The 23,780-nt window shown below is 59.7% G+C and carries 24 protein-coding genes; 14 read left to right on the top strand and 10 right to left on the bottom strand.

All coding sequences use genetic code 11. The features are described 5' to 3' along the window. The first annotated feature begins 61 nt into the window (after window positions 1–61). Both ACK509_RS06030 and ftsZ read left to right on the top strand, forming a co-directional pair. On the top strand, window positions 62–247 hold the full coding sequence (locus tag ACK509_RS06030; RefSeq protein ID WP_390225625.1) for a ribbon-helix-helix domain-containing protein: 186 nt from the start codon (window positions 62–64) through the stop codon (window positions 245–247). A 4-nt stretch (window positions 248–251) separates the two neighbouring features. Continuing rightward, window positions 252–1,439: a cell division protein FtsZ gene (gene ftsZ / locus ACK509_RS06035; protein WP_410765589.1), complete on the top strand. Its 1,188-nt coding sequence runs from the start codon at window positions 252–254 to the stop codon at window positions 1,437–1,439. Between the two features lie 115 nt (window positions 1,440–1,554). Here ftsZ and ncsA read toward each other — a convergent pair whose 3' ends face one another. Then, window positions 1,555–2,532 carry a tRNA 2-thiolation protein NcsA gene (ncsA, locus tag ACK509_RS06040; RefSeq protein ID WP_410765590.1) on the bottom strand — a complete coding sequence of 326 codons (978 nt, stop codon included), beginning with the start codon at window positions 2,530–2,532 and terminating at the stop codon, window positions 1,555–1,557. A gap of 97 nt (window positions 2,533–2,629) precedes the next feature. On the opposite strand from ncsA, the gene ACK509_RS06045 reads away from it, so the two are divergent. Further along, on the top strand, window positions 2,630–3,274 hold the full coding sequence (locus ACK509_RS06045) for a hypothetical protein (RefSeq protein ID WP_410765591.1): 645 nt from the start codon (window positions 2,630–2,632) through the stop codon (window positions 3,272–3,274). Here the strand turns inward: ACK509_RS06045 and ACK509_RS06050 are convergent. Then, complete coding sequence (locus tag ACK509_RS06050; RefSeq protein ID WP_410765592.1) at window positions 3,271–3,459, bottom strand: hypothetical protein; 189 nt, start codon at window positions 3,457–3,459, stop codon at window positions 3,271–3,273. The two genes, ACK509_RS06045 and ACK509_RS06050, sit on opposite strands and share 4 nt — an antisense overlap. 74 nt (window positions 3,460–3,533) lie before the next feature. On the opposite strand from ACK509_RS06050, the gene ACK509_RS06055 reads away from it, so the two are divergent. Continuing rightward, complete coding sequence (locus tag ACK509_RS06055) at window positions 3,534–3,749, top strand: zinc ribbon domain-containing protein (protein WP_410765593.1); 216 nt, start codon at window positions 3,534–3,536, stop codon at window positions 3,747–3,749. A 20-nt stretch (window positions 3,750–3,769) separates the two neighbouring features. Here the strand turns inward: ACK509_RS06055 and ACK509_RS06060 are convergent, their stop codons facing one another. From ACK509_RS06060 to ACK509_RS06070, 3 genes are all read right to left on the bottom strand, one after another. Continuing rightward, window positions 3,770–4,564: a class I SAM-dependent methyltransferase gene (locus ACK509_RS06060; protein WP_410765594.1), complete on the bottom strand. Its 795-nt coding sequence runs from the start codon at window positions 4,562–4,564 to the stop codon at window positions 3,770–3,772. Between the two features lie 29 nt (window positions 4,565–4,593). Beyond that, window positions 4,594–5,745 carry an endonuclease/exonuclease/phosphatase family protein gene (locus ACK509_RS06065; protein WP_410765595.1) on the bottom strand — a complete coding sequence of 384 codons (1,152 nt, stop codon included), beginning with the start codon at window positions 5,743–5,745 and terminating at the stop codon, window positions 4,594–4,596. Window positions 5,746–5,885: 140 nt separating this feature from the next. Next, a complete protein-coding gene (locus ACK509_RS06070; RefSeq protein WP_410765597.1) occupies window positions 5,886–6,728 on the bottom strand; it encodes a deoxyribonuclease IV in 843 nt (280 codons plus the stop codon). Window positions 6,729–6,825: 97 nt separating this feature from the next. Here ACK509_RS06070 and ACK509_RS06075 point away from each other — a divergent pair, with 97 nt between their 5' ends. Continuing rightward, complete coding sequence (locus ACK509_RS06075; RefSeq protein ID WP_410765598.1) at window positions 6,826–7,350, top strand: redoxin domain-containing protein; 525 nt, start codon at window positions 6,826–6,828, stop codon at window positions 7,348–7,350. On the opposite strand, the gene ACK509_RS06080 is transcribed toward ACK509_RS06075, so the two are convergent. After that, a complete protein-coding gene (locus ACK509_RS06080; RefSeq protein ID WP_410765599.1) occupies window positions 7,347–8,168 on the bottom strand; it encodes a biotin/lipoate A/B protein ligase family protein in 822 nt (273 codons plus the stop codon). The genes ACK509_RS06075 and ACK509_RS06080 overlap by 4 nt on opposite strands. 83 nt (window positions 8,169–8,251) lie before the next feature. On the opposite strand from ACK509_RS06080, the gene ACK509_RS06085 reads away from it, so the two are divergent. From ACK509_RS06085 to ACK509_RS06100, 4 genes are all read left to right on the top strand, one after another. Then, complete coding sequence (locus ACK509_RS06085) at window positions 8,252–8,896, top strand: VOC family protein (protein WP_410765600.1); 645 nt, start codon at window positions 8,252–8,254, stop codon at window positions 8,894–8,896. Window positions 8,897–8,941: 45 nt separating this feature from the next. Next, a complete protein-coding gene (locus ACK509_RS06090) occupies window positions 8,942–9,472 on the top strand; it encodes a hypothetical protein (RefSeq protein WP_410765601.1) in 531 nt (176 codons plus the stop codon). Between the two features lie 168 nt (window positions 9,473–9,640). Next, the gene (locus tag ACK509_RS06095) at window positions 9,641–10,552 is read left to right on the top strand and encodes a serine/threonine-protein kinase RIO2 (protein ID WP_410765602.1); all 912 of its coding nucleotides are present in this window, start codon (window positions 9,641–9,643) and stop codon (window positions 10,550–10,552) included. A gap of 274 nt (window positions 10,553–10,826) precedes the next feature. Continuing rightward, window positions 10,827–13,088: a methyl-accepting chemotaxis protein gene (locus ACK509_RS06100; protein ID WP_410765603.1), complete on the top strand. Its 2,262-nt coding sequence runs from the start codon at window positions 10,827–10,829 to the stop codon at window positions 13,086–13,088. A 25-nt stretch (window positions 13,089–13,113) separates the two neighbouring features. Here the strand turns inward: ACK509_RS06100 and ACK509_RS06105 are convergent, their stop codons facing one another. Further along, complete coding sequence (locus ACK509_RS06105; RefSeq protein ID WP_410765604.1) at window positions 13,114–14,163, bottom strand: TrmB family transcriptional regulator sugar-binding domain-containing protein; 1,050 nt, start codon at window positions 14,161–14,163, stop codon at window positions 13,114–13,116. A 142-nt stretch (window positions 14,164–14,305) separates the two neighbouring features. Here ACK509_RS06105 and ACK509_RS06110 point away from each other — a divergent pair, with 142 nt between their 5' ends. After that, the gene (locus ACK509_RS06110) at window positions 14,306–16,312 is read left to right on the top strand and encodes a glycoside hydrolase family 15 protein (RefSeq protein WP_410765605.1); all 2,007 of its coding nucleotides are present in this window, start codon (window positions 14,306–14,308) and stop codon (window positions 16,310–16,312) included. Window positions 16,313–16,404: 92 nt separating this feature from the next. On the opposite strand, the gene ACK509_RS06115 is transcribed toward ACK509_RS06110, so the two are convergent. Next, window positions 16,405–16,818 (bottom strand): hypothetical protein, encoded by a 414-nt coding sequence (locus ACK509_RS06115; RefSeq protein ID WP_410765606.1) that lies wholly within the window; start codon window positions 16,816–16,818, stop codon window positions 16,405–16,407. A 283-nt stretch (window positions 16,819–17,101) separates the two neighbouring features. Here ACK509_RS06115 and ACK509_RS06120 point away from each other — a divergent pair, with 283 nt between their 5' ends. Further along, window positions 17,102–17,599 (top strand): helix-turn-helix domain-containing protein, encoded by a 498-nt coding sequence (locus ACK509_RS06120; protein WP_410765607.1) that lies wholly within the window; start codon window positions 17,102–17,104, stop codon window positions 17,597–17,599. A 3-nt stretch (window positions 17,600–17,602) separates the two neighbouring features. Here ACK509_RS06120 and ACK509_RS06125 read toward each other — a convergent pair whose 3' ends face one another. After that, window positions 17,603–18,823: an Acg family FMN-binding oxidoreductase gene (locus ACK509_RS06125; RefSeq protein WP_410765608.1), complete on the bottom strand. Its 1,221-nt coding sequence runs from the start codon at window positions 18,821–18,823 to the stop codon at window positions 17,603–17,605. A gap of 201 nt (window positions 18,824–19,024) precedes the next feature. Then, window positions 19,025–20,158: an ABC transporter ATP-binding protein gene (locus ACK509_RS06130; protein ID WP_410765609.1), complete on the bottom strand. Its 1,134-nt coding sequence runs from the start codon at window positions 20,156–20,158 to the stop codon at window positions 19,025–19,027. A gap of 225 nt (window positions 20,159–20,383) precedes the next feature. Here ACK509_RS06130 and ACK509_RS06135 point away from each other — a divergent pair, with 225 nt between their 5' ends. The 3 genes from ACK509_RS06135 to ACK509_RS06145 are packed head-to-tail and all read left to right on the top strand — an operon-like array spanning window position 20,384 to window position 23,694. After that, complete coding sequence (locus ACK509_RS06135; RefSeq protein WP_410765610.1) at window positions 20,384–21,682, top strand: sugar ABC transporter substrate-binding protein; 1,299 nt, start codon at window positions 20,384–20,386, stop codon at window positions 21,680–21,682. A 3-nt stretch (window positions 21,683–21,685) separates the two neighbouring features. After that, window positions 21,686–22,621, top strand: coding sequence for a carbohydrate ABC transporter permease (locus ACK509_RS06140; protein WP_410765611.1), 936 nt, complete (start codon window positions 21,686–21,688; stop codon window positions 22,619–22,621). Then, window positions 22,618–23,694, top strand: a complete 1,077-nt coding sequence (locus ACK509_RS06145; RefSeq protein WP_410765612.1) for a sugar ABC transporter permease — start codon at window positions 22,618–22,620, stop codon at window positions 23,692–23,694. The genes ACK509_RS06140 and ACK509_RS06145 overlap by 4 nt, the downstream gene beginning before the upstream one ends. Window positions 23,695–23,780: the final 86 nt, after the last annotated feature.

The following is a 23,780-nucleotide window of genomic DNA, read 5'->3' on the forward strand; positions in this document are numbered from 1 at the left end:
TTCGGCGTGTAAGACATCGCATGTGTGTGCGACGCACCGTCTTACCGGGGGAATACAAAATATGGAGCGTGTGACACTACGAATTCCGAAACAGCAGATAGATGAAGTCGAACGTATGGTCGAAACGGGCAAGTTCCCGAATCGATCTGAAGCGATTCGATCTGCTGTTCGAGAAATGCTGAACGAGCAGACACCAGAACAACGCCAGCGCGAATCTACCAGCAAGCGCGGCTGGGCAAAGGTGTAAACTCATGCAAGATATCGTTCGTGAAGCGATGGAGCGTGACGAAGCCGAGCGCAAGCAACTTTCGGACATGTCGGACGACGACGACCAGTTCGGAGACCCGCGCATCGTGATTGTCGGGTGTGGTGGTGCCGGTAACAACACCATCAACCGCCTGTACAACATCGGCGTCGAAGGTGCGGATACGGTGGCAATCAACACCGACAAGCAGCACCTCAAGATGATTGAAGCCGACACGAAGATTCTCGTCGGGAAGTCCCTGACGCAGGGTCTCGGTGCCGGTGGCGACCCTTCGATGGGTGAACGTGCCACCGAAATGGCACAGGGAACCGTCAAGGAAGTCCTCGGAAACGCCGACCTCGTCTTCGTGACCGCAGGCATGGGTGGTGGCACCGGTACTGGTGCTGCACCCGTCGTCGCCAAAATCGCAAAAGAGCAAGGTGCAATCGTCGTTGGGATGGTCTCCACGCCATTCAACGTCGAGCGCGCCCGTACGGTGAAGGCCGAGGAGGGACTCGAAAACCTCCGCAACGAGGCCGACTCTATCATCGTGCTGGACAACAACCGTCTGCTCGATTACGTCCCGAACCTGCCGATTGGTAAGGCGTTCTCGGTCATGGACCAGATTATCGCCGAAACCGTGAAGGGTATCTCGGAGACGATTACCCAACCGTCGCTCATCAACCTCGACTACGCCGACATGTCTACCATCATGAACCAGGGCGGCGTCGCGGTGATGCTCGTCGGTGAGACACAAGACAAGAACAAGACCCAAGAAGTGGTCAACGACGCAATGAACCACCCGCTTCTCGACGTGGACTACCGCGGTGCATCTGGTGGTCTCGTCCACATTACGGGCGGCCCTGACCTCACGCTCAAGGAGGCCGAAGGGATTGCAAACAACATCACCGAACGACTCGAAGCGAGTGCAAACGTCATCTGGGGCGCACGCATTCAAGACGAGTACAAGGGCAAAGTTCGCGTGATGGCTATCATGACCGGCGTCCAGTCGGCACAGGTCCTCGGACCAACAACCCAAAAGCAGGCAGACAAATCGCGACAGAGTCTGCAATCGCAGACACAGCGACAATCTTCGGAGCTCAATTCGAACTCGCAACCACCACAGAACACGACGTGGTCTGACGGTGGCCGTGACGAGTCGGAGAAGAGCAACGGACTCGACGTAATTCGGTAATCTCGGTGACTGGTGTTCAGGCGGCCTGTTCACCCGTCTGACCCGAGCGCCGACATGGGTTTCTACTAACCTTTCTTCCAACCTTCCGACGAAACGTCCCGAGCGACAGCGACCGTTAGACTGCTTCTATCGACTCGATAAGTCGGCACTTCCGACAGACGGTACTCGCCGTCTTCGAGCCACAGCGTTCACAGTCGTTGAGGTCGACCGACCCATCGCCGCCGTTTTCACCGCGATATTCGCGGGCGGTGAGTTCAGCCAACTCTTCGTACCCAGCCATAATCGAGTGGCGCGTACCGGGGTGGTTCTCTTCGAGTTTGAGGAGGAGTTGTTGAATCTCGCCGCGGTAGGCCTCCGACGAGTGCGGGCACTCGGTGATATGTGCGGGCAGGTTTTTGAGGTGAGCGTAGAGTGCAACTTCTTTTTCGGGGATGTCGCGGAGTGGCTTTGCACGCGGGATGAACTCACCCGCGTCGCGGCGCTTGTCGAAGTCGCCGATGCTGGCATCGAAGTGTTTGGCGACCTGTTTCACGTCGCCTTCGAGGAAGTTCATCAGCGCGGTCTGCGCCTCGTCGTCGAGGTTGTGCCCGGTCAAGAGTTTGTCCGCGCCGAACTCGTCGGCGAAGCGTTCGAGCAGGTCGCGGCGGAAGACCCCGCAGTAGGCACACGCGGCCATGTTTTCGGGGTCTTTCTCGACGACGTTGTCCATTCTGACGCCGAATTCTTCTTCGTACGAGACGACCTCGTGGCGAATATCGATGTCGTCTGCGAGTTCGACACAGGCATCGACCGACTTGTCACGGTAGCCTTCGATTCCCTCGTGAATCGTCAACGCGATGAGTTCGATGCGCGGGTCGCGGCCAAACGTCTCGTCCAGAATGTGCGTGAGGACGACGCTATCTTTCCCGCCGGAGAGGCCGATAACCCACGTTTGCGGGTTCTCTGGTGTGGCATCTCGCGGGAGCATACTATCTTCTCGGATACGGCGGCGCACACGTTTCTCGACCGAGGCACAGAAATGGTCTTCACAGAGATGTGCCCCTGAATAGGCCGCGTGCATCACCGCATCGCGACTGCACTTGTCGCACTCCATTGCCGGTCGCTTACTTGGCAGGAGGGATACCGGTTTCGCCTCGGCCCGTCGAATCGGGTCGCAACCGGTAACTTACTCGGGGACACACCCACAGACAATGGACAGAGACGCCGCGCTCGACCGTGTCGCGCGCATCGTCGATGCAGTCGAAGCCGACACGCTCCCAGTTCCCGTCCGCGAAGTGTGGGTCTACGGCGACGTGGCACTCGGCCTCGACCCAATCGACCGACTCGACGTGTACGTGACGAAAGACATTCTCCTCCGCGGCGACCCCGATGCCGCCGAAGAATTCGAGCGGTCGCACGGCGTGAAAGGCGTCGGCAAGAGCATCCGAGCCGAGTGGGCACGCGAACATCCCGACCGAATCCGCGCAAACACCAACGGCTATGCCGCCCCCGAGAAGTGTCTCGCCGCACACCTTCTTCCCGACGACGAACCAATTCACCTCGAAGTGTGTAACGCATCGTTCGAGGACAACGTCACCCAGCGGTTGAAAGGCGCACTCGCCCGCGACGCCTACGAACAGATTCTCGACCCACGCGGCGTCTGTCTCTACGCCGAAGGTCAACGCTCGCCGACCGCACTCGAAAAGCTTCGAAACAGCGAGTTCGCGTTCCCGACGCTCTCGGCCGCACTGGAGATGCTCGGGATGGACGAATCCGAGGCGACCACTGCCGTCGAGGCACTCAAAAGCCATCGGGCAGAACAGACCGGGATGACGGTTCGCGGCGACGTCGTCTAGTCGCGTCGCTCACGAGTAGACTGACGATTGTACTTCTCGCCTTCCTCACGGGCCCGGCGCTCTGCTTCTTCGCGGTCCATTCGCGGGAGGTTCTTGGTTTCACTCTCCATCGCCCAGTAGAGGACGAGTGGAATCCCGAGTGCGAGGACGAGAAAGAACACGAAGACGAACCCTTCGGCGGCCATACGAAACCATCAGACTGCACCGCCCTCAGTCTTCGGGCATCAAACTTATGTCACCTTCACCACGAGGATTTGATATGAGCCCTCCACCAGAAGCAGAGCGTGACGGCTGTCCGAAGTGTGGACACACCGAGACCGAGATGGACTCTATCGCCACCTCGGGGACCGGTCTGACCAAGATGTTCGACATCCAAAATCGCCAGTTTACCGTCGTCTCGTGTACGAACTGCGGTTACTCCGAACTCTACCGCGGTCGCTCCAGCGGCAACATGGTAGACCTCTTTTTGGGGTAGACACGCCCCGTCATCGTAGATTAGACCTGCCCCGTCGTCACGTCGAACGGAACGACTTCGGCGCGGCGATAGGTTTCGTCTTTCATCTGTCGAACGACCTCCCGACCCATCTGTCGCCACTGTGTCCGGACTGACTCGTATGGCTCGTCCAGCCCCCGGCGGAGGTCCTGTTCGTGTCTATCGAGGCCTTCGCCGGTCGCTTTCTGTGCCGCACTCCGAACGTCGTCTTCGTCGTACGGTGGTTCGGTGAGTTTCTGGTGGTGGTAGCGTCTCGTGCCGACCATATCGAGTCCGGCAGATTCGAAGAACTCGGGCACGCGGTCACCGAGTGCCACGTCGGTCGAGACGCCATCGAGAAACGCGTTCCTGACTCGTTTTTCGAGTGTGACTTCCGATTCGACGGTCGAATCGACGCCGACGGCGGCGTTGTCGGGTTCGACGGCCGCCACGAGGTCAGACGAGACACGAGCAAACTCAGATATCGCCGCGGCAGGGTCAGGAAGGTTCACTAACAGTGCTTGGCAGACCACGAGGTCGAAACTATCGTCGGCGAACGGAAGTCTGGTCGCATCGCCTGCGACGGCCTCGATTTTGGGATGCTCGTCGGCGAAAGTCAAGAGTTCGGGGTCGGCATCGACGCCGACGACGCGAGCGTTCGACTCCTCGGCGAGAACGCGAGTGAACTCGCCCGTTCCACAGCCAACGTCGAGGACTCGAGTTCGAGTGTCGAGGTCGAAATCCACGAGGGCCGAACGGGAGTCGGCCCACATGCCGCGTCGGGTTCGGCGGAGATACGATTCCGAGAAGCGTCGCACACCCGGATTCGACTCCCGCGAACCAAAAATCAGTCGGAACGTTGGATTCGCGCGGCGGCCGCGAGTGCGACGACTGTGGTGACGATACCGAACCCGGGCGTTTCAGTCGATGACGAATCTGATGTCGTCGTCGTATTTTCGGCTGTCGGACTGGACTCCGGCGGCCCTGTCGTCGGTTCAGCCGTCATATTCGAGGGCTGGACTGTCGTCGTTTTCGCCACCATCTCGGTCGCTTCGAGTTCGGTGACGACGCCAGCGTGGTCCGACGGCCAGAGGTGGCCACGGTCGGTTTCGACCCTGTCAGCCGAGTCGAGGCTGAACCGCTGGGCCGAGAGTGGAGCGAATCCTCGACTGAAAACGTGGTCGATTGCCCGTGAAAGGTCACCGCCCGAGAGGTCACTGGCGCGGCAACACGTTGGAGAGACGCTCTCGGTCGCGGGCTCAAGCGCGGCTGAAAAGGTCGTATACGCACCATTTCCGGGTTCGTCGTTCACGTCGCCCGCGACGACGAGATGGGCAGGACGGTCTCTCGCCCACGAAACGAGTTCTTCGGCTTGTGCCGTGCGAATTGCCTCGCTGGCGCGTTCGAGATGAGTCGAGACAACGTCGAAGACGGGGGCACCGGGGACGGTGACCGAAGCATGGGCAAACCCGCGAGCGAGCTGGAACGACTCCGATTCAGAGAACAACACGGGGACCGCATTCTCGAAGGTCGATTTGGAGGTGTCTTCGACCGAAACGTCTTCTGCGACGAGCAGCGCGTCTCGGTCACGGAGACGGACAGTCGTCTCTTGGCCGTCGATTTCGGCAGGGAGCAGTGCATCGGTACTGACCGACGAAACGGCGACACGGTAGCCCGAATCGCGGGCATCGAGTGCCGCCGAGAGTTCGGCGAGAAAGTCGATTTCGTCTCCTTCGGCGGCTATCACTGCGGCTTCTTGGACGGCGATGACGTCGGCACCGACCTCGACGAAATCCTCGGCGAGTGCGGCCATCCGCTGGGGAACGTCACTGTCCCGAACCGACTCGTACATGTCGCCGACGAGAACGCGACGTTCACGCTCGCCGTCGGCCCTGAACAACGGAAAGAGACTCACACCAAGTCCAAGGTTCTGTGTGGCGACCCGAACGGGGAGAGACTGCACGTTGGTCGCACTGGTGGCGGCGGCTGTGGCAGCCACGAGAGGCGTTACTGCGAGTGACCGAAGAACGGCCCGCCGGGTTGGCGTGGCCTCGGCGGAAAGAGAGAACGAAGGGGAGGGCATCGTTCGCCGGTTCGAACGGCTATCTGTTAACCGTTGCCCGACCCATCAGTGGGTGGTTAATTCGCGCCGTTGCGAAGTTCGCGGACGCGTTCGATGTTCCACTCGAAGCTCTTGCCGTTCTCAGTCGGGGTTTCGAGGACGAGCGGAACGTCGTTCTCGACGATTGCGTCGTGGTTGATGAACGCGCGCATCCCATCTTCGCCAATCAGGCCCTCGCCGATGTGGGCGTGTTCGTCTTTGTTCGTCCCGCACTCGTGTTTCGAGTCGTTCAGGTGGACGCACTTGAGATGTTCCAGACCGACTTCTTCGTCGAGTTGCTCGAACGTCTCGGCGACGCCTTCGGGAGTCGAGAGGTCGTATCCCGCCGCAAAGGCGTGAGCCGTGTCCAGGCAGATGTCGAGGTCCTGCTCGGACTCTTCGAGGACGTAGCCGAGGTGTTCGAAGTCGCCGCCGAGTTTGGTTCCCGAGCCAGCGTCGGATTCGATGAGGATGGTAACGCCGTCAGGGATGTCGATTTCGTCGAGGACGGAGACAGCGTTCTCGAGGCCGCCTTGGACGCCAGCGCCCGTGTGTGCGCCGAGGTGGACGTTCACGTACGGAATATCGAGTTTCGCCGCGGCATCGACTTCTTTCTGCATGGAGTCGAGCGATTTCTCGCGGAGGCCGTCCTTGGGCGTACAGAGGTTGACGAGATACGACGTGTGGATGACCCACGGCCCGTCGAGTGATTCGCTCGTCATCGACCGGAATTCTTCGGCTTCGTCGTCGCCGATGTTCGGATCCTGCCACACCTGTGGCGAGTGGGTGAAAATCTGTCCGCAGTTGCCGCCAACGTCGAGTTCGTTTCCGACCGCATTATCGACGCCGCCAGCGATAGAAACATGAGCACCTACGCGCATGAGGAGTCCCACGTAGTACCGGGTGATAGGGACTTCGGAGTGGCCCGGCTACTCGTGCGCCCGTAACTAGTATGACCTTTCAGATAGATACCCAAACATGGCTGGTATTCGCGTCGGTGACCAAGTAGAGGACATCGCTGTCCCACTCGTGCGCCCAGACGGGTCTGCGACCGAGACGCCGCTCTCAGAACTCGTCACCGACAAACCGGTGCTGCTGTGTTTCTACACTGCGGATTTTAGTCCGGACTGTACCGACGAGTGGTGTTCGTTCCGTGATTTCGACTGGTTTGCGACCGGCCACGACGTGCAGGTTATCGGGTCGAGCAAGTCCGGTATCGGAATGCATCACCGTTTTATCGACCGGTACAATCTCTCGTTCCCGCTCTATGCCGATACGAATCTCGAACTCGCCGAAGCGTTCGACGTCGTGTATCGGACCTTCGGTGTCTCGAAACGCTCTCGTCGGTCTTGCTTCCTGCTCGACGAAGACCTTACCGTCCGCTATCAGTGGATGGGCCAACACTGGATTGACCCAACCCGCGATGTACCGCCGCTCTCAGAAGTGTACGAAGGCATCACCAAAGCCTTGGAACTCGAAAACCCGGAGACGTTCGGTTTCTAACGCTTCGACCCGGGGCGACGTCGCACCCAATCTTCCGACTCGTACTGTTCTTCGACACGCTCTCTTGCTCGCGCCAGTTCGTCGTCGGTCCACGATCCCTCTTCAGCGTCCACGAAGTCGATGAGTGACTCGGTCAGTGCTTCGACGAACTCCGCACGCGACACGTCGGCGAGTTCGTCGATGCCGACGACGCGCTCGCGGAACGCTTCAGGACTCACCTCGTGGCCGTCGAACACCGAGAGGTGGGAGTGGGCATCGACCGAGTAGGTAATCGAGCCGTGTTGAATCACGGCGTCGCGGCGACGGTACTGGGCATTACCTGCGATTTTCCGCCCTTCGGCGACCATGTCGTGGGCGGGGTGAAGCGCACGAAGATAGCATGCCGGGTGCCAGATGACGGGTACGTCGTCTTCGACGAAATCGACATCCACGTCGACGCTTCGGAGGGCATCGAGAATAGGCGTACAGAGGAGGTGGTAGCAGTCGATGAGGTCACCGGGGAGTTCGTCCTTCGGCGCGACGATGGAGTACGCAACATCACCGTAGTTGTCGTGGTAGATGCCGCCGCCGCCGGTCGGTCGGCGCGTCACGTCGATTCCCTGCTTCTCGCAGTAGTCCCAATCGACCGTCTCAGGTTTTTGCCCGTAGCCAAGTGAGAGGCAACTGGGGTCCCACCGATAGACGCGGACAGTTCGCGGTCCGCCTGCGGCGGCCGTCTCACCCGCAACCTCGTCGAGCGCCATCTGCATCGCTCCCGGGCGGATGTCTTCCCGAATGACGCGCCACTCGCGGTCGGCGAGCGATTCCGAGTCGTTCATACACTCAGTTCACGCAACCGAAGGAAAGCGGTTTCGACGCCGGGAGCGATTCCGTTAACTCGCCACGCGGTGACCTCCCAACCATGCACGTCACTCGCCTCGCACTCGCCGCCCGCGACCCGATTTCGCTGTGCGACTTTTATGCCGAGACGCTCGGCTTCGGCCCCGTCTCTGGGTCGCAACGCTCGGTTACCGTGGGCGAGACGACACTCTGGTTCGAACTCGGTGATTCGAGCCCGTACCACGTCGCATTCACCATCGACGCGGGTATCGAATCGGTCACCAACTGGGTGGACGAACACGTCGGCGTCCTCGCCACCGACGAGGGGCCGAGCATCCGATTCGACTTTCTCGACTGCGATTCGGTCTACTTCGAAGACCCGGCGGGCAACATCGTCGAGTACATCTGCTACGACGGGTCGGAAGGCGAGTTCGACCCCGAGACAGATATTCTGGGCGTGACGGAAGTCGGCCTCGCAGTTTCGGACGTGGCCTCGTTCATCGATGACCTCACGACGAATCTCGATATCGACGTGTTGAGCAGATTCGGTGAGGGGAACGTCGCGTTCGTCGGCGACAAACACGCTCGGTTCGTCGTCGCCGCGGAGGGTCGGCCGTGGTACCCGACCGACACAGACGCCGAACTTGCACCCGTGTCTGTGCAGTGCGACGCAAAAGGAGTGTTCGAACCCGAGGGCTTGCCGTATCGAGTGAACGTTGGACAGTGAAGTTGTTGGGAGAACAACTATTCATCACCCTTGCGAACGCCCGCTGTGAACCGGCGAGCATTCCTTGTCGCGGTTGGGACGACGGCACTGGCTGGATGTAGTGCGAGTCTCCGCCCCGCCAGCGAGACAATAGAGTGTCCATCTTTGGGCGACCGGTTTCCGACCTACTGTAACACCGAAGAGGGAAATCGCGTCTTCATCCACACCAAATCGGACACCTACAACGTCGTTGACGACCCGAGCTTTTCGCTCGTCAACATGAGTCTCGAACCGATTCGATTCGGCCCGCTCGCACCGGGAAGAGGACTCGCAAAACAGACCGAGAGTGGGTGGGAGTACGTCGAAGACCGATTTACCGGCCAGTCAGCACAGACCTTGGCTCGCGGTGAAACGTGGTCGTGGCGCGTGGAGGTTGGGTACGACGCGGAAGCCGAGAGTACAGTTGTACCGATTCCACGGGAGGAAATCACTGATGGGGAGTACACCTTCTACGTCCAAGTGTACAGTCGGTTAGGTGGGCGGAGAATCATCGCTCGGCCCTTCACGTTCGAGACGAAGCCAATCATTCCTCGGTAGTACGAGGCGCAGCACTGACGCAGAGGCGACCCAGTGCAAAACGCTGTGAGCAGAGCAGAATTGCTGTAGAATCTTCGATTTTACGATTTCATATCGCCACATCTAGTTTATCGCCCCGCAAATCCACGACTCGCGGCCCTTTTAGGCCTCGCACGCGGAAGGTGAGTCATGGTACGGAACGTCGCCAGCGTCATGACCGAACTCGAAACCGAGGACTTCTATCTTCTCTCGGGCGTCGAGCAAGGGATGCGCTTTAGCGAGTGGGTCAACCGGGAGAAACTCCCCAAGAACTCGGGGCTGACCGAGGAAGATGTGGAGTACCGACTCAACCGGTGTATGTCCCGGGACCTCGTCGAACGCAAGACCATCCAGTACGAGGGCTTCAAACTCACGCTGGCCGGATACGATGTACTCGCGCTGCGGACCTTCGCCCAGCGCGATACGATTCAGGGCTTCGGGTCGCCACTCGGCGTCGGCAAGGAAAGCGACGTGTTCGAGGTGCAGTCGTTCAAACCCCTCGCGCTCAAGTTCCACCGCGAGGGCTACACGAACTTCCGCGAAGTGCGCCGCGAGCGCGATTACACCTCTGAGAACCACCACGTCTCGTGGCTTTATACCGCCCGAAAGGCCGCCGAACGTGAGTACGAAGCACTGGAAGAACTCTTCCCGAAGGTGTCGGTCCCCCGTCCGGTGGACCAGAACCGCCACGCAATCGTGATGGCGAAACTCGACGGTGTCGAACTCGCAAAATCACGGCTCGAATCGGCGCAAGTGACGGGCGTCTTGGACCTCATCCTCAGCGAGATGGCAACCGCCTACGAAGCAGGCTACGTTCACGCCGATATGTCGGAGTACAATGTCGCGGTGAGTTCGAAGGGAATCACCATCTTCGATTGGCCGCAGGCAGTTCCCACTGACCACGAGAACGCCCGCGAACTCCTCGCGCGCGACGTGAAGAACATCGTCGGCTACTTCAACCGAAAATATCCCGCCGAGATGCCCGACGATATCGACCTCGAAGAGGTTGCGGACGCAGTGGCCGCGAACGAGTTCGAGAGTATAACGCAGTACACTGCCTGAGGTGACGGTTTTGTGGGCTTCCGATTGGAGAGTGAGTTCTCCAGAGCGTGTTCGATAAACCAGATAGCGCAATATAGAATGTCGCTCGTGGGCTGAATTCAGGAACGAGCTGACGTTCCGCACGATCCGCGTTCTATGAAGTCGTCAATGTCAAATGATTTTTGCCTGATATTCGGATATAAAGTACGTTTACTGACCAAACATCCCGATTTGTGGGTATTGCCAGTGATATTTTGGACGAATACATTATATTTCGACACACACAGATGCGTTCGTGAATCATACCACTTTGCGGTTGCTCCCGGACCGATTCCACGAACAGTACCTGTACAAACTCGTGGCGATGTTGGGGGTGCTAATTCTCATCACTGCAGGGATTGGTGCCTACACGTACGTCGGCGTCTCGGGCGAGTTGCACGACTCAGTCCACGACGAGTTAGTATCGATAGCAGCACTCCAAGCCGACGAATTCTCTGTCTGGATGGAAGAGCGTTCGGAGATTACACGGCTGATTTCTGCGTTCGAAGTTCTCGATACGAAAGACCCGACGCAGATATCGCCCTTCTTGGAGAGCCAACTAACCAGCCTCCCCGACGATTTCGACTCGGTTCACTACGTGAACACTGAATCGGGAGAGATTCTCGCCAGTTCGTCGCAGAACCGAATCGGCGAGACAGCAGAGAGTACGACACACCGGTACGTCCACGGCTCTGGTGAGTTCACGAACGCAGACGAGGTTGCGATGACTGAGATGTACGAACGTGATGGTGAGAGATACATGGCCTTTGTGAGCCCAGTCACGGGTGCCGAAAACCGAGCAATCGTCGTCGTCTCGTCGGTTGCCCATCTCCGTGAGGTGTTTCACGCGCCGTTCGAGGGGTCGTTCGTCCAGATAATCGACAGCGAAGGCATCGTGGAATTCGACGAGCGACAGGAGACAGAAGGCGAACAGTACACCACAGAGGATTCACGAGTTCTCACAGATGGTCTCAATGGCGGTTCGGGTGCCTACGAATCAGACGCAAACGGTGTTCTCGACGAGAAGCACGTCGTCGCGTACGCGGGCGTAGACGAGATGGTACTTGTCATCCACGCACCGACCAGTTCTGCCTACCACATCCAGCAGACTGTCGCCAGGGATATCGCCGTCATGGTGCTGTTGTTGCTCCTTGTGATTGGTGGAATCACCCTCACTCTCAAGCGTAGCATGCTCGACCCGCTCGGTGGACTCGAAGCCAAGCTCTCGCGTCTGCGAAGTGGTGACCTCGATATCGACCTCCGGACGGACCGCCGTGACGAGTTCGGAACCGTCCTTCACGCCGTTGACTCGCTCCGGACCGACCTCCTCGACCAACGTCACGACGCAGATAGTTACAGTAGTGTGATGCAAGTCGCCGCAGGTGGTGACCTGACCGCGCGGATGGACACCGACAGTAACTCCGGCGACATGCAGACGATTGCCTACTCGTTCAACGGGATGATGGACGATATGGAATCGACAGTTGGGACCGTCATGGACTTCGCCGACGGCGTCGAGACGCGAAGTACCCACGTCGCACAAGGAGCGAAAGAAGTCAACGCCGCGAGCGAACAGGTCGCGCAGTCTGTCGAACAAATCTCTCACGGGGCGGGCGAGCAGGCAGACAGACTGACCCGTGTCTCTGGCGAGATGGACACCCTCTCGGCATCGGTCGAAGAGATTGCAACCGCGGCCGACCAGTTAGCCGCGAATTCGGCGAAAGCCGCAGAGTCCGGTGCTGACGGTCGAGTTTCGGCGCGAGAAGCACTCGACGGGATGGAATCCATCCGCGACGAGACGCACACGACTGTCGCCGAAGTCGCGGAGTTCGGTACGCTCACCGAGGAGATCGGCGACATCGTCGGTGTCATCGCCGACATCGCCGACCAGACGAATCTCCTCGCACTGAACGCCAACATCGAAGCAGCCCGGGCGGGCGACGCTGGCGAAGGCTTCGCTGTCGTCGCAAACGAAGTAAAGCAACTCGCCGAAGCGACGACCGAATCCGCTGGCGAAATCGAATCACTCATCGAAGATGTTCGTGCCCAGCGCGACGCAGTCGTCTCTGGTGTCGAACAGATGGAAACCAGAGTCACCGACGAATCTGAATCGGTCGAAGCCGCCATCGACGCGCTCGACGAAATCACCAACCGCGTCGATGAGAACAACACGAGCGTCCACGAAGTAACCGAGGCGACAGACGCACAGGCCTCCTCGACAGAAGAGGTCTCGGCGATGGTGCAGGAAGTCGCCAGCGTGAGCGAAGAGACCACCGCCGAAGCCGAAACCGTGTCTGCGGCCGCCGAAGAGCAAGCCGCGTCGCTCAATCAGGTCACGACGAGCGCACAGCAACTCGCGGGAGATGCCGAAGACCTGCAAACACTCCTTAGCCAGTTCGAAGTGCGTGCCGAGACGAGTACGCAGAAGGATGCGGTCCACACGACGGCCGAAACGCCAACGGAGTTCGGAAGTTCACTCCAGTCTCCAGCAGTAAGCGACGGCGGACGAACCCAGTAACGGCGCAAAAGTAGCGCTTTTTTTCCTATTCGAACGGAGCGAGTGTCACCGACTCCGCTTCGAAGTCTTCGACGAACGCACCCGGGCCGCCGACGCTGTAGGTTCCCTCGTCAGTCTCGATGACGAGTGTGTTTTCGACCGGGAACGAGTTGTTCACGGGTTCGAGGAGTCCCTGACGAATCCCGACCACGTGGCCGTGGAGTTCGGTTGGGCCTTCCGTGTGGACCATCCCACCGCGAACGGTGACAGAAAGGTCGATATCTGCCCGCTTGCACAGCGTCGTCTGCAAGACAGCGTGCCGGAAGTTGTGGTAGGTTGCGGGAAGCGGGTCGGGCGAGGCAGTGTACGCCTCGGCGGCCATCGGCCAGTAGTTGCCGAAGAACGACCCGACGATGACTGGCCCGAGTTGTGGTTGAGCGAAGACGATGGCCTGCGACTCGGAGTTCGAACGGGCGACCATCTCGCCGGGAGCGACCAGTCCGGTGTGTGAATCGACGGCCAGCATGGTCGGCATCGGTTCGTGCCACACGCGAACGACCGATGCGATACCCTCCAGTTCGAGGTCGTCGTGGGGGTCGACGCCGGTGACGATGAGGACGACGAGTACGCCACGCTTTCGGGCCGCACGCAACTCCGGAGCGACTTCGCCGAGAAGACTGTACGGAAGCGAGAGTTCAACCTCCGAGTCGGCCTGTTCGAGCAACTGCGTCACTCGTTTGAGTACGGTGACCCGTGATTTGATGACCTCGAATCGGTCTTCGTCGCGGGTAGTTGCCGTGTACCGTTCTTCGAGTGCCGGACGCATCGCCGAGACGTTCGTCGAGAGCGACTCGATGACCTCGGCGGGCGGGCGGGCCCGAATCGTCGTCGGCACGACGTGGTCGTTCACTTCGACGAATCCACGCGCTTCGAGTTCGTTGCTCACGCTGTAGACGTAGCGCTTCGAGACCCCTGCCGCGTCGGCGATTTGACTCGCCTTCGCTTCCCCCAGTTGCAAGATAGTGAGATACGTATCGATGACCTTCTCGGAGAGTCCAAACTGCTCCAAGCGGTCAGCCAGTTCCCCATCGTCCATAATTGATTGGTCACGACCGCGCTACTTAATGACTCGAATCCTCCCGCACGGAAATCACGTGACTCACTCGTGTCTAGTCCACATGAAAGTGTGAACTAACATTACACCACAATTATTAGCAGTGGCGTTGCACACAGTAGCAATGCAATTACGCGACGCACTTTCGGATTACAAACGCCACGCCGACCATCCGACGCGGTTCCCGGGTGAACGTCGGACCACGAGCGGGTTCTTCTCGGGTGCCGACAGTCGGCTCGTCCACGTCGAAACCGACGGCTCGGTCAGAGACTTCGGTTACCCGCTTTCGGGCGTGTGGGGAGTCGAACGGTCGCGGTTCGGGGTTCAACCACTCGACGAATCTGCGGCAGTTCACTGGTTCGGGCCTGAAGCATCGCAGTCGTACACGGGCGACGGGTCTGCCGTCGTCACCGACCACGAGACGCCATTCGGTGAGGTGACCCAGTACGACGTGACCGTTGGTGACGCCCACATCACGCGATTCGAAAGCGACGCCGACCTCGAACTCGTCGCGTTCGTTCACTTCCAACCCGATGGTCGAGACACCCTCGTCGGCCAGCTTTCGCACGACGATGCGGTCGAAGTCTACCACGCAGAAGAACACGACTTCGCCGCCGCCGAACCCAGATTTTCCAGCGTCGGCGGGCGCGTTCCCGAGAAGTTCGAAGAGTTGCTCGCCGACAACGACGTGGAACTCCCACGCCCACGCTCCGACGATCGCTACGAAGAAGGCCAACTCAGCGGAGCCATCGTCGGAACCGTTCCGTTCGACTCCGGTGCGGCAACCCTCGGAACGCTCCTCACCGATAGCCGCGAGACGAATCGACAGGCTGCCCTCGATTCGATTCACTCGCTGGTCGCGCTCGACCGGACTGAACTCGACGCACGCGCCGACCAACAGGTCTTGGGGACTGTCCCCGACCACGACGAGTCACAGGCGATGCGCGAAGACATCCGCGTACTCTCACTGCTCTCCGGTAATCTCGGACTCCGTATCGCCGGTCCGGATTTCGACCCCTACTACGCCTACTCCGGTGGCTACGGCTACACGTGGTTCCGCGACGACGCCGAAATCTCGCGGTTCCTCCTCGAATCCGACGAGCGTCTGGACCTCGAACTCGACTCGTGGCACGAGCGAAGCGCCCGCGCCTACTGCCAAACCCAGCGTGACGATGGGTCGTGGCCCCACCGCGTCTGGCCGTTCGATGGCTCACTCGCACCCGGATGGGCGAACGCCCGCCTCGAATCCGGCGCGGACACCGACTACCAGGCCGACCAGACGGGGAGTGTCATCTCGTTCCTCGCGGCCTACTCCGACGAGTGCGAAGACCGCGAACTCCGCGACGACATCGAGGCCACGCTCGAAACCGCGCTCGACAGCCTCGACGAGACGCTCGGCGACGACGGCCTCCCAATAAACTGCCAGAACGCGTGGGAGAACATGACCGGGCGCTTTAGTCATACGACGGCAACCTTCCTCGAAGCGTACACTGCACTCGCGCTGTCTGACCTCGACGACGAGATGACTACGCGCGCGGCAGAGCGCGCACACGAAGTGTACGATGCAATCGACCGTTTCTGGAGCGACACCCGCGAGTGCTACGGCCTGCGAATCGCGCCCGACAGCACGCTCGACGACCGCTACGACTCGGCCGCACTCGCACTCGTCTCGGCACACCGCGCTTACGACGAACTTGAATCGGTTGACGACGACCGGCTCGACAGGCTCGCCACCCACACCCGAAGCGTCTTCGACGGTCTGTGGCACGACCCCGCCGAGAGCGACGTGAAGGGTCTCGTCCGCTTCGAAGGCGACGACTGGCGGATGCGGTCGCAGGAGTCCGAAAAGATTTGGACAGTTTCGACCGCGTGGGGCGCGAACGCCGCCGTCGAACTCGCTGCACTGCTCGGTGGCCATGGCGATTCGCGTGCTGAGGAGTTCGCCGACGAAGGTCGTTCGCTGTTGGAACTCGTCTCGCCGGATGGTCCACTGACGACCGATGCAGGTTATCTCGCAGAACAGTTCTTCGACGACGGCACGCCCGACAGTGCGACACCACTCGGCTGGCCGCACGCGCTCCGACTGGCGACGGTTGCGACGCTCACGACGGACGTGGAAGCGGAGAGGTAGCAGTAAAGAGAGGTCGTTGTTGGAATGTCTAACAGTTGCCTATTCTTTGAAGTTGTGCTGAATACAGTGCGCTCACTTAGACTACGAAAGGACTAGAATTCCGGGTAGAATCCCCGGTTTCGACAGGCGTCCCGTGGGTCGTGAATGGCGATGGCACGATCCGAAACGGGGCGAAAATTGACGATGGGCCCATTCAGTAGTTCGAAGCTGAGCATCCCGGTCGTACAATCGAGGTGGATGTCAACCACGTACCCTGGCTTGAACATCCCCGTCTTCGTGGTGTACGCCTCGGACTCCCAGTCGATTGGTTCTCCGGAGAAGTCGTCGTACGGTGGTTCGTACCCACCACTTGTCGGGTCGAACGTGGCGTAGTCTACAGCCAGTCCAAGCGCAATTCCGAGTGTGAACAGCAGACCGACGACCGCGAACGTATACAAAACGACTCTCTGTATCATCTCTCTGTGCGGCCGCACCCTTCCATCATCGACAGTCCGCTCTCGTTCCATACTCCGTCTGTTCCTCCCCGTCTTCACTGAGTGTTCCCCCGAGCATTCTAGGACCTTTTATTGCCGTGGCATCGATTTCGCAGTACACCAGTTGGACTCTCACACAGAGGCCAGCCAATAGATTATGAGATACGCGACGGTGCTGGTACGATGGAACGACACGGAACTAATGCCGATAAACAGTACCATCGCGGCCGATCCGGACGTGCACCTCGAGGCGACGTACTACATCAACCCGATAGGCGGCGGAACATACGCCGAGCTGAGTTGGTTTCGAGGCGATATGGACCGGGCCAGGACGCTGTTCGAGTCGAGTCCACAGGTCGAACAATTCTCGATTCCGGACACCGGTGACGGCATCACGTACCTCCAGTACGACTCAGCACCTCTCATCGACGAACTGATGTCGCTCATTTCTGAACACGCTGTCGTCATCTCGTGGCCAATCATATCGACCCGAGACACGCACGGCGTACGTCTCACCGTCTTCGGCCCCGAAGCCGTCCTCGGCCAATTCTTCGCGGCGTTCCCAGACGCCGTCGATCTGACGCTCGAACGGACAGGCGACTACCGAGAGGACCACTCGGACCCCGTGGCGATGTTGACGGAGCGACAGCAACTGGTGTTCGAAACTGCTGTCCGACTGGGATACTACGAGTGTCCGAGGGAGACGACCCACGAACACCTCGCCGAGGAACTTGGCATCAGCAATGGGACCGTCGCCGAACACCTCCAGCGCATCGAGGCAACTCTCATGGGTTCGTTGGCCGGGACACAGTGAGAGTCAGCCGTCTTGTCGAACCATCTCGACGCTCCGGCGGGGGCCCTCCTGGCCATCCTTTGTCGGATGCCCGATCCGGAACGTGAACACCAGGCGCTTCTCGTTTGGCGTGAATGCACGGAGTTGGTCCTCGTGGACCGACTCATTTCCAAGGTCGAGTTGCCTGTCGATCCACTCAGTAATCTGATTCATCGGGTGCATCGCCAGCGAGCGGGTCGTCCCGAAGAGGTGCAGTCGCTGCCAGAGACGGCCAGCACGCAGTAACTGCGACCGGTCGTTTGCGTCGCCGACCGTGAGTAGGCCGTACGAATCTGCGGTCTCGGTGTGTTGTTCTTCTGTCGCGTCCAACCAGAGGCGATTGGTCCACTCGTCCGAGGGCGCTGGGAGCATCTTCCCGAGGATCCGACGGAACGCCGAGAGTCCTTGTGCATCGACTGTGACGCCGTCGCGTTTCGTCTGAATCTCGTCCCAGTCGTAGCGGAACCATTCACTACTGTCGTTGATCATCTCGTCGTCGCTGATGATTGAGGCGGTCGCTTCGACGAGCATCTCACTCAGTCGATGTTTCGGTTCCAGTTCGGTCACCCACGTAAGGTCGATGTCTGTGAACTCGTCAGCGAGTACCGTCATCTCCGTTCTCGTCGCAGGTGCGACCTTCCGGTCGGTGTTGTAGGCTGCCCGGTTCGTGTGCCGGTCTGGAATCGCCTCGTAGAGTGGCGACACGTCCGGAGCGGCCGGATGCAGGTCGAGCGTCGCGATGTGCGTGTGGTCTGAGTCGTCTGGAAACATCGTGACATCGGGCACGAACCCGTTCGCTCGCGCCGCTAGCATACCGTTTTCGAGGGCACATCCGAGTCCGATATCGAACTCGCGTCTGAAGGCATCGAACGAGCCGAGGGTACGAGATGGGTCGGAAAACAGGTCCACGCTAGACTCGTGGACGTCGAACCGCCACGGCTGTGAGTTGTGTGGACTTGCTGCGAGAATCGCGGCGCGGACGACACTCAGCGGGCCACCCTCGTCGTGGTCCTGCCAATCGTCCCAGGGTTCGTAGGCGGGACCGGTCCCTGCATGCATGACTCCCTGGTCGTACGTCCGGTAGGTCGCCCCGCCGACAACGAGAATCGAGAGGCCGGTGCTAACACGTTTCAGATACGACCGTCGACTGCCTCGCTCCACACTCGGCCCGGCGATCTGTTCGGCGTGTTTCATGTCGTCTGCCATCGGTACGGTAACCGTTACTCCGATTGTCGATTACTATGCTGCCGAGAATTCTCGGCGTCTTTAAATGGAGGACGACCGGGCGACCCAGCGACTCTAGTTGGGATTGCTGAATACACCCTCTTTATTCAGCACACAATTCTTGTCACACGTTGTACATTGCAACAGAGTCGAAGAGAGTAGAATCGAAGTCTGAGTCAGCCGTTATTGACTCGCAGCGACTTTTTGCCCAGTCTCACGCTGAAGGAGTGAGTCTCCACTCTCCGCATCGAAGAGGTGCAGGTCCGACTCACCGAATGAAATGGAAATCGTCTCACCGGGTTCGGGGTCGATATCAGAGTCCACGCGAGCGATGAACTCCGGTCCGATATCGAGGTGGAGGTAGTTGTCTGAGCCGACGGGTTCGACCACTTCGACGCCCGCTTCGATAGCGTTCTCGCCGCTCGCGTTGGGCACGATGTCTTCGGGACGAATGCCGACGGTAACAGCCACGGCGTCAGTCGCCGCGTCGATTCGAGAACTAAATTCAGGAGAGAGTCGGTAGGAGAACGAACCGTCGTTTGCGAGGACGAGACTGTCGCCCGACGAATCGACCGAGACGGTGAGGAAGTTCATCGACGGAGACCCGACGAACCCACCGACGAAGGCGTTCGTGGGGTTCTCGTACACGTCTTTCGGGCGGCCAACTTGCTGGAGTTCGCCATCTTTCAGAATGACGATTCGGTCACCCATCGTCATCGCCTCTTCCTGGTCGTGCGTGACGTAGAGCGAGGTGATACCGAGTTCGTTCTGGAGGCGCTGAATCTCGGTTCGCATCGTCGTCCGAAGTTTGGCGTCCAGATTCGAGAGCGGTTCGTCGAAGAGGAACACGTCGGGTTCGCGCACGATGGCGCGACCGAGCGCGACGCGCTGTTTCTGCCCGCCGGAGAGTTCGTCCGGTTTGTCGTCCAGCAGGTCTTCGATTCCCATCATTTGGGCCGTCTCGCGAACTCGCGTCTCGCGTTCGTCTTTCGAGAGGTCCGTACTCATTCGCAGTCCGAAGCCCATGTTTTGGCGAACGGTCTTGTGAGGGTAGAGCGCGTAGTTCTGGAACACCATCGCCACGTCGCGCTTGCGTGCGTTCTGGTCGGTGACGTCCTCGTCGCCGATGTGAATCGACCCGCCAGACGGTGATTCTAAGCCAGCAACCATCCGGAGAGAGGTGGACTTTCCGCACCCTGAGGGACCGACGACGGTGATGAACTCGCCATCGTCGACATCGAGTGACAGGTCGTCGACGGCGACGACGCGCCCTCTGTCGTACTCCTTTCGCAAATTTTCGAGCGTGAGACGTGCCATTACTTCCCGTCTGTGCCCATCGTTCATAATCGTTTTCCTCTTTTCAGAATGTGTGATGCATTAGTTCGTAGCACATTTTAACACCGCAAAAACGCACGACAGAGTGCCGATTAGTGGAAGATAAATCCCACCAAAAGGCCGGTTTTCGCGGTCGATATCGCACTCAAATCGACCGGTATTCCTAACTATTAAATATATGAACACATAGTTCATCATAGATTCGCTATGGAATACGACCGACGCACGATTCTGAAGCAACTGGCTGGCACGACGGCCGTCGGCGCACTCGCAGGGTGCGTCGGCGTCTCCGAGACTGACTCGACACAAACGCCCGACGAGAGCGGCGAGGGCGACACCGACGGTGGTGACGAGAACACCACCCAAGAGCAGACGGAGGCCGCAGGTCCGTCCGGAACGTTCACGCTCTGGCATCAGCGCGCGGAAGCCGAGAAGAAGGCGCTCGAATCGAACGCGGAGACGTTCACCGACGCAACGAGCCACACGGCCAAGCCCGCTGAAATCGCAGACCTTCGACAGAAGACCACGTCGGCAATTCCGGCCGGACAGGGCGCAGGCATGTTCGACTGGGCACACGACTGGACCGGCGAGTACTATCAGAACGGCTTCCTCTCGGACCAGAGCGGCAACCTCGACGTTGACCTCTCGGTCTACACCCAACCCGCGCAGGCCGCCGTCGAGTTCGACGGCGCAACGCTCGCACTCCCCTACGCGGCGGAGACGGTGGGTCTCATCTACAACAAGGAGATGGTGGACGAAGCACCAGAGACCATCGCCGACATGAAGGCCATCATGGAGGAGTACCACGATCCCGAGAACGGAAAGTACGGCCTCAGCTACCCGCTGAACGCTTACTTCATGAGTGCGTGGGCACACGCCTTCGGCGGCTACTACTTCGACGAGTCGAACGTCGAACTCGGCCTGTCGAACGACGCGACGATGGAAGGCTTCCAGTTCATCCTCGACAACTTCGTCCCGTTCCAGCCGAAAGACACGGGCTACGACCCGCAGGCGGCTGTCTTCCTCGAAGGAAACGCACCCTTCGCAATCAACGGTCCGTGGTTCCTCGGCGACGTGAAATCGAGCGAAATCGACGCGGGTGTCGCGCGACTCCCATCGCCCGACGGCGACGCAGAGCCGAAACCGTACACGACGGTCAAGCAACTCTACTTCACGAACGCGCTGGACGACGACGAAGAAAAGGCCGCGGCTGCCCGCGCCTTCGCCGAGTGGTACACGACGAACACCGAGGTACTCTCTGCCAACGCCGAGGAGTTCGGCTACATTCCGGTCTACAAGGAACTCGCCAACGAGGGCGACCTTCCGGAGGCAGTTCAAGGCTTCTCCGAATCTGTCGCACTCGGCACGCCGATTCCGTCGCACCCGAAGATGGGCGACGTGTGGGGGCCGCTCGAAGACGCCTTCAACAGCGTGAAGAACGGCGACGCGGAGATTCAGCCCGCCTTCGAGAAGGCCGAACAAGACATCCGGTCCAACTGGGAGTAAGGAATGAGCGTCGTCGACCGCGTTGCCGAGCAAGCCGTGGACAACCCCGTGGTGAGCAAAGAAGACCTCCCGCTGTTACTGGTACTGCCGGGGCTGTTCGTCTTCCTCGCGTTCATGCTCTTTCCGGTGTTGTACCTCGTGTATCTCTCCTTTACGAACGCAGAACCAGCGACCCTATTTCAGGGCAAAGAGCAGTGGGTCGGCATTGCGAACTACGTCCAAATCCTCAGCGACGGCCAGTTCTGGAACTCGATGGGCGTCACGTGGCTCTTCGTCGCGACATCGGTCGCGTTGAAGGTTCTCGTCGGCCTCGCAATTGGCCTCGTCGTGACCGGAAAACGCGTCCGCGGCAAGCGATTCATGCGGGCGCTCATCATCATCCCGCTGGGACTTCCTGGTATCTTCACCATCACCATCTGGCGCGGTATCTTCAGTTCGGCAGAGTTCGGACTGATGAACCAGTTCCTCCGAATGGCGAATCTGAGTTCGGTCGCGTGGCTCTCGGAACGATGGATGGCGTTTATCGCCTACAACGTCACCGAGGCGTGGCTCGCCTACCCGTTCATGGTCATCATCACCGTGAGCGCGCTCCAAGACGTGCCCGAGGAACTCCACGAAGCGGCGATGATAGACGGCGCGGGATTCTTCTCGCGCTTTTTGCACGTCACCTTGCCGTCTATCAAGCGCCCGGTGCTGTTCGCGTCGATTCTCACGGCCGCGGCATCGTTCCAGCAATTCCTCATCCCCTACGTGTTCAACCAAGGCGGACCGTCGCGGACGAACGAACTCCTCATCGTCTACGGCTACCGTGAGGCGTTCCGCTTCCAGAAGTACGGTGAGGGCGCGGCAATCATGATTATCGCCGTCCTCGTCATCGGCGCGTTCATGATGCTGAACGTCTGGAAAGGCCGTCTCGCCGAGGGGGTGGACGACGCATGAGCGCCATCTCCGAAATCCTTGGTGCTGTCGCAGAAGACGCTCGCGAGGCCGCAAACGCCCCCGTTGAAACGGTCAAAGACGCCCGCTACACGCTCGAAGGCGTACGCAAAGGGCGCGTCAGTCCGAATAGCGTCCTCAAGACCGCAGGGATTACCGCCGGTGCCGTCGTCGTGGTGGCTATCCTCTTGTTCCCGCTCTACTGGGTCGCAGTCGGCGCGTTCTCTGGAACGGGTGCGTCGCTCTACTCGTCGAGCGGGATTCGCCTGTGGCCCGCCGAACCAACGTTCGAACCGTTCTTGTGGGTTATCGGCGACCTCATCCTCCCGAGCTATCGGATTTCGCTCCAACTCGGGGGTTACGAACTGTTCGTTCAAACGCCCGAACTCGCCTTCCTCGACGTGTCGAACTACGGCGTCACCGAGACTTCTGACTTCAAGAAGTTCTTCGTCAACAGCCTCACCGTCGCCATTCCGACGGTCCTGCTGGCGATGTGTCTCATCGTTCCCGGTGCCTACGCCCTGTCGCGTCGGAAGTTCATCGGGCGCTCGAAGGTACTCTACGGCTACGTGCTGTTTACCCAAATCGGCGGCGGCCTCGGCGTCGCACTGCTCATCGCACTCTACGCGCTCTTCGTTCAGTTCGGATTCAACGATAGCAAACTCGCGCTCTCGGCGTACTACGCCGCGACCGCGGTTCCGTTCAACACGTGGCTCCTCAAGACGTACATGGACGGCATTCCCGTGTCCTACGAGGAGGCCGCGATGATGGACGGCGCGCCGTCGTGGAAAATCGTCACCGAAATCATTCTCCCGCTCTCGAAGGCAGGACTGGCGACGGTGTTCATCTTCACCTTCCTCACCGGCTGGACCGAGTTCGTCGTCGCCCAGACGTTGCTCTCGACGGACAACTACACGCTCCCCGTGGGCCTGTACTCGCTCGTCGGGCGCTACTCCATCCCGTGGGCGCGGTTTTCGGCGTTCGCACTCACGTTCGCCGCGCCGATTATGCTCATCTACCTGTTCGCACAGCGCTACATCGAGGGTGGCCTGTCGTTCGGTGGGATGGAAGGCTGAGCGCAAATCGGCGTACAGCTCGGTTTCTTTTTTGCGCTGTTGGACCGGTCAGGAGTGACGACACCTCTTTCTAGTCTGTTACTCAA

This window comes from Haloferax sp. DFSO60 (assembly GCF_046557615.1).
Classification (GTDB): domain Archaea; phylum Halobacteriota; class Halobacteria; order Halobacteriales; family Haloferacaceae; genus Haloferax.